Origin of the sequence: Nocardiopsis sp. RV163 (assembly GCF_001029525.1) — a bacterium.
GTDB lineage: Bacteria > Actinomycetota > Actinomycetes > Streptosporangiales > Streptosporangiaceae > Nocardiopsis > Nocardiopsis dassonvillei.
In genome coordinates this window covers 1-4,184 of the sequence record NZ_LEKI01000268.1, presented here as the reverse complement: position 1 = coordinate 4,184, position 4,184 = coordinate 1, and the positions used below count along the sequence as shown (strand labels likewise).

At 70.1% G+C, this 4,184-nt stretch carries 3 protein-coding genes; 1 reads left to right on the top strand and 2 read right to left on the bottom strand.

Features of this window, described 5'->3' with window-relative positions; translation table 11 throughout:
• Positions 1-123: 123 nt before the first annotated feature.
• A complete protein-coding gene (locus ABD54_RS25730) occupies positions 124-1,749 on the top strand; it encodes an NAD(P)/FAD-dependent oxidoreductase (protein ID WP_047872139.1) in 1,626 nt (541 codons plus the stop codon).
• Positions 1,750-1,799: 50 nt separating this feature from the next.
• On the opposite strand, the gene ABD54_RS25725 is transcribed toward ABD54_RS25730, so the two are convergent.
• Positions 1,800-2,501, bottom strand: a complete 702-nt coding sequence (locus ABD54_RS25725) for an FMN-dependent NADH-azoreductase (protein WP_047872138.1) — start codon at positions 2,499-2,501, stop codon at positions 1,800-1,802.
• A 290-nt stretch (positions 2,502-2,791) separates the two neighbouring features.
• A complete protein-coding gene (locus ABD54_RS25720) occupies positions 2,792-3,679 on the bottom strand; it encodes a sigma-70 family RNA polymerase sigma factor (protein ID WP_047872137.1) in 888 nt (295 codons plus the stop codon).
• Positions 3,680-4,184: the final 505 nt, after the last annotated feature.

The window sequence follows — 4,184 nt, the reverse complement described above, 5'->3', positions numbered from 1 at the left end:
CGTTCGGGCGAGGCGTCCCCACCGACGACGCGGGCCCCTGCCCCCGCCCGGCGGGGTAGGGCCGGGGCCCGAACCCCGCTCGAACACCATCCCTTTCCCACCACGATCGTGAGGAACTGTCCCGTGACCACCCTGAAGAACACCGATCTGGACGCGATCGTCATCGGCGCCGGGTTCGCCGGCATCTACGCGCTGCACAAGCTCCGCAACGAACTGGGCCTGTCCGTCCGGGTCTTCGACAAGGCGGGCGGGGTCGGGGGCACCTGGTACTGGAACCGCTACCCCGGCGCCATGTCCGACAGCGAGGGCTTCATCTACCAGTACTCCTTCGACCGCGACCTGCTGCGGGAGTGGACCTGGAAGAAGCGCTACCTGTCCCAGGCCGAGATCCTGGGCTACCTGGAGGCGGTCGTGGAGCGGCACGACCTCGCCCGGGACATCCAGCTCAACACCGGCGTCGAGACGCTGGTCTACGACGAGGCCGACGCCCTGTGGACCGCGACCACCAGCGGGGGCGAGACCCTCACCGCCCGCTACGTGGTGACCGCCCTCGGGCCCCTGTCCACCTCCCACTTCCCCGAGTTCAAGGGCCGCGACAGCTTCCGGGGCCGCCTGGTCCACACCGGCTCCTGGCCCGACGACCTCGACATCGAGGGCAAGAGGGTCGGCGTCATCGGTACCGGCTCCACCGGAACCCAGTTCATCTGCGCGGCCTCAAAGCTCGCCGGGCAGCTCACCGTGTTCCAGCGGACCCCCCAGTACAACGTGCCCTCGGGCAACACCGAGGTGGACGAGGCCTACTTCACCGACCTGCGCGGCCGCTACGACCAGGTCTGGGAGCAGGCCAAGAAGTCGCGCGTGGCGTGCGGCTTCGAGGAGAGCGAGACCGCCGCGATGAGCGTCTCCGAGGAGGAGCGCCAGCGGGTCTTCCAGGAGAACTGGGACCGGGGCAACGGCTTCCGCTTCATGTTCGGCACCTTCTCCGACATCATCTTCGACCCCCGGGCCAACGAGGCGGCGGCCGACTTCATCCGGTCCAAGATCCGGGAGATCGTCAAGGACCCGGAGACCGCCCGCAAGCTCCAGCCGACCGACTACTACGCCAAGCGCCCGGTCTGCAACGAGGACTACTACGAGTCCTACAACCGGGACAACGTCAGCCTGGTGAGCCTCAAGGAGACCCCGATCCGGGAGTTCACCCCCACGGGGATCGTGACCGAGGACGGGGTGGAGCACGAACTGGACGTCGTCGTCTTCGCGACCGGCTTCGAGGCCGTCGAGGGCAGCTACCGGCAGATGGACATCCGCGGCCGGGGCGGCGTGACCATCGAGGACCACTGGGGGGACGCGCCCTCCAGCTACCTCGGCGTCAACGTCTCGGGCTTCCCCAACATGTTCATGGTCTACGGCCCCAACAGCGTCTTCAGCAACCTGCCGACGGCCATCGAGACCCAGGTCGAGTGGATCACCGACCTGGTCCGGATGATGGAGGAGCGGGAACTGACCTCCATCGAGCCGACCCCGGAGGCGGAGGACGGCTGGACCGAGCTGTGCGCGCAGATCGCCGACCACTCCCTGTTCCCCAAGGTCAACTCCTGGATCTTCGGGGCGAACATCCCGGGCAGGAAGAAGCGGGTCCTGTTCTACTTCGCGGGGCTCGGCAACTACCGCCAGAAGCTCGGTGAGGTGGCCGCGGCCGACTACGAGGGCTTCATGCTCAAGGGCAACCCCTCGGCGGTGACCGCCTGACGGCGGCGGCGCCCGGTCGGCGCGGTCGGCCGACCGGGTGCCGCTCCGTGTCAGCGCACAGCGGGCTCGCGCGGTGCCAGCAGCGCGGGCAGGCGGGTCACCCGCTCCTCCGCCTCCGCCAGGGAACGCGCGGCCATGTCCTGGAACTCCGCCAGCCCGGGGACGTCCGAGGCCCTGGTCATCTCGGCGTGGACGACGTGCACGTTCTCACCGGCGATGCCCAGGCCCTCCAGGTACATGCGCATGTAGGGCGTCTGGAAGTCGAACCCCTCCTTGGGCGAACCCGGCCCGTAGCCCCCTCCGCGCGCGGCGACCACCACGGCCCGGGCGTCGCGCAGCAGCGACTCCCCGGTGCGGGAGTCCTTGAAGGCGCCGGGGAAGGTGATCCTGTCGATCCAAGCCTTGAGCGAGGCCGGAACCGTGTAGTTGTACATCGGGAGGCCGATCAGCAGGGTGTCCGCGTTCAGGACCTCCTCGATCAGGGGCAGGGTCCCCGCCCACTCCCGCTCCTCGGACGGCGACTCGGCCATGGCCGTCACCGCCGTCAGCGGCAGGGTGCCCCGCCTCTCAACCCGCTGGGCGAAGGAGCAGTAGGTCGCGGTGACCAGCGGCACCGGTTCTGCGGCCAGGTCCCGGTAGCGGTATCCCCCGTCCCCGTGCAGCCGCCGCCACTCCCTGGCGAACAGGCCGGTGAGGTACCTGCTCACCGAGTGGTCCGAGTGGCTGGAGTCCAGGTGCAGCAAAGACGTCATCGTTCTTCCCCCGTTCGGCGCGTGGCCGTCGTGTCCCGCGCGGCTCCGGGCGCGGGGTCCGTGTGCGGATGCGGTGGGGCACGCGACTGGTCCCCCGTGGATGTCGTCGCTGAGTGCTCCTACCCCTATGACGGAGAGCGACGGGCAGAAGTGACCGGTGGGAGGCGACGGGGGGTTTCCGGACCGTTCGTGAAAGGTACCGCTAGCAGCGCGGACACCGCCGCGGCCGCCCGCCCGCCGGGCCCCGGCCCGGTCGGCGGACGTCGCGGCGCCTGTGCGCTGGGTCACCGCTACGCCGGGTCCGCCACGGAGATCTCCAACTCCCGCAGGCGTTCCGGGGCGCCGATGATCTCGATCCCGCTGACGCGGTCGCCGCGGACGCTGATCTCCAGCACGAACAGGAGCCGACCGCCGGGGGCGACGACCGCACCCGGCATGCCGTTGACGAGCGCGGGACGGGCGAAGCGTGTCCTGCGGACGTTGTTGGCGGTCTCCCCGGCGACCTGGCGCGCGCCGCGCAGCACCGCGGGCTCGCGCAGCCGGAGGGCCTGCGGGTCCGCCCGCCGCACGACGTCGGGGGCCAGGACCTTCAGCAGGCCGTCCAGGTCGCCCGCGCGGGAGGCGTCGAGGAAGGCGTCCACGACCTCGCGCTGCCGTGTGAGGTCCGGTTCGGGGACGCTCGTGGTGCCCTTCACCCTCTGCCGCGCCCGGCTCGCCATCTTCTTGGCCGCGGTCGGGGTGCGCTCGACGATCTCCGCGATCTCGGCGAAGGGGACGGCGAACAGGTCGTGCAGGACGAAGGCGACGCGCTCGGCTGGGCTGAGCCTGTCCAGCACGACGAGCAGGGCCAGACCCACGGAGTCGGCCAGCACCGCCTCGCCCTCGGGGTCCGAGATCCGGTCCTGGGCCAGCAGCGGCTCGATGTCGCTGACGTCCATGAACTCCTCGCGGCGGCTCTTGCGCGAGCGCAGCATGTCGAGGCAGACGCGTCCGACGATCGTGGTCAGCCACCCCGTCATGTTGGAGACCTCGCCGAAGTCCCCCCGGCACGCCCGGATCCACGTCTCCTGGAGGGCGTCGTCCGCCTCGGCGGCCGACCCGAGCATGCGGAAGGCGACTCCGCGCAGATGTCTACGGGAGCGTTCGAAGTGATCCGCCAGCTCGATCTGGCCGTTCATCGTTCACCTTTCCTTCGGCCGTGGCCGCTGCGCGTGCGCGTTTCGAAAGCGCGATAAAGAGGAATGCGGCTGTAGGCATTGAATTACCGGTATGGGTGGAATTAGTGCTTCGTGGCAGGGCAGGGGCGGTCGTCCTGGCTTCCCTCCTGGTGTCGCCAGCCCGGCCCCGCCCCCGGCTCAGGGCGGTGTGAGCAGCGGATACGCGGTCGGTTCCGGCGGGGCTGTCGTACTCGGGAGATCGTGATCCGGGTGCGTGGGACGGTGGGGATTCCGGCCGCTTCGGGCTGATCCTCTTCATCCTAAGCGGGTGAAGACGGGTGTCACATGAGGGATCGCCGCTGGAGTATTCGCGCACTACAGCGTGTTTATGCCGCTGCGGTACCCGCCGGATTCCCGGCTCCGGCTCAACTGGTCAGCGGGCGGACAGCAAGGTCATCAGCCGTGGACGGGGCCGTGTGGGAGCGCACGCGGCGCGTCCGGGGGCCGAGCCCCTCGGGCCGGGGCG

What these genes read in the sequence shown, in the direction of transcription:
- ABD54_RS25725 (WP_047872138.1), bottom strand. Translation starts at nt 2,501, where the DNA reads ATGACGTCTTTGCTGCACCTGGACTCCAGCCACTCGGACCACTCGGTG.
- ABD54_RS25720 (WP_047872137.1), bottom strand. Translation starts at nt 3,679, where the DNA reads ATGAACGGCCAGATCGAGCTGGCGGATCACTTCGAACGCTCCCGTAGA.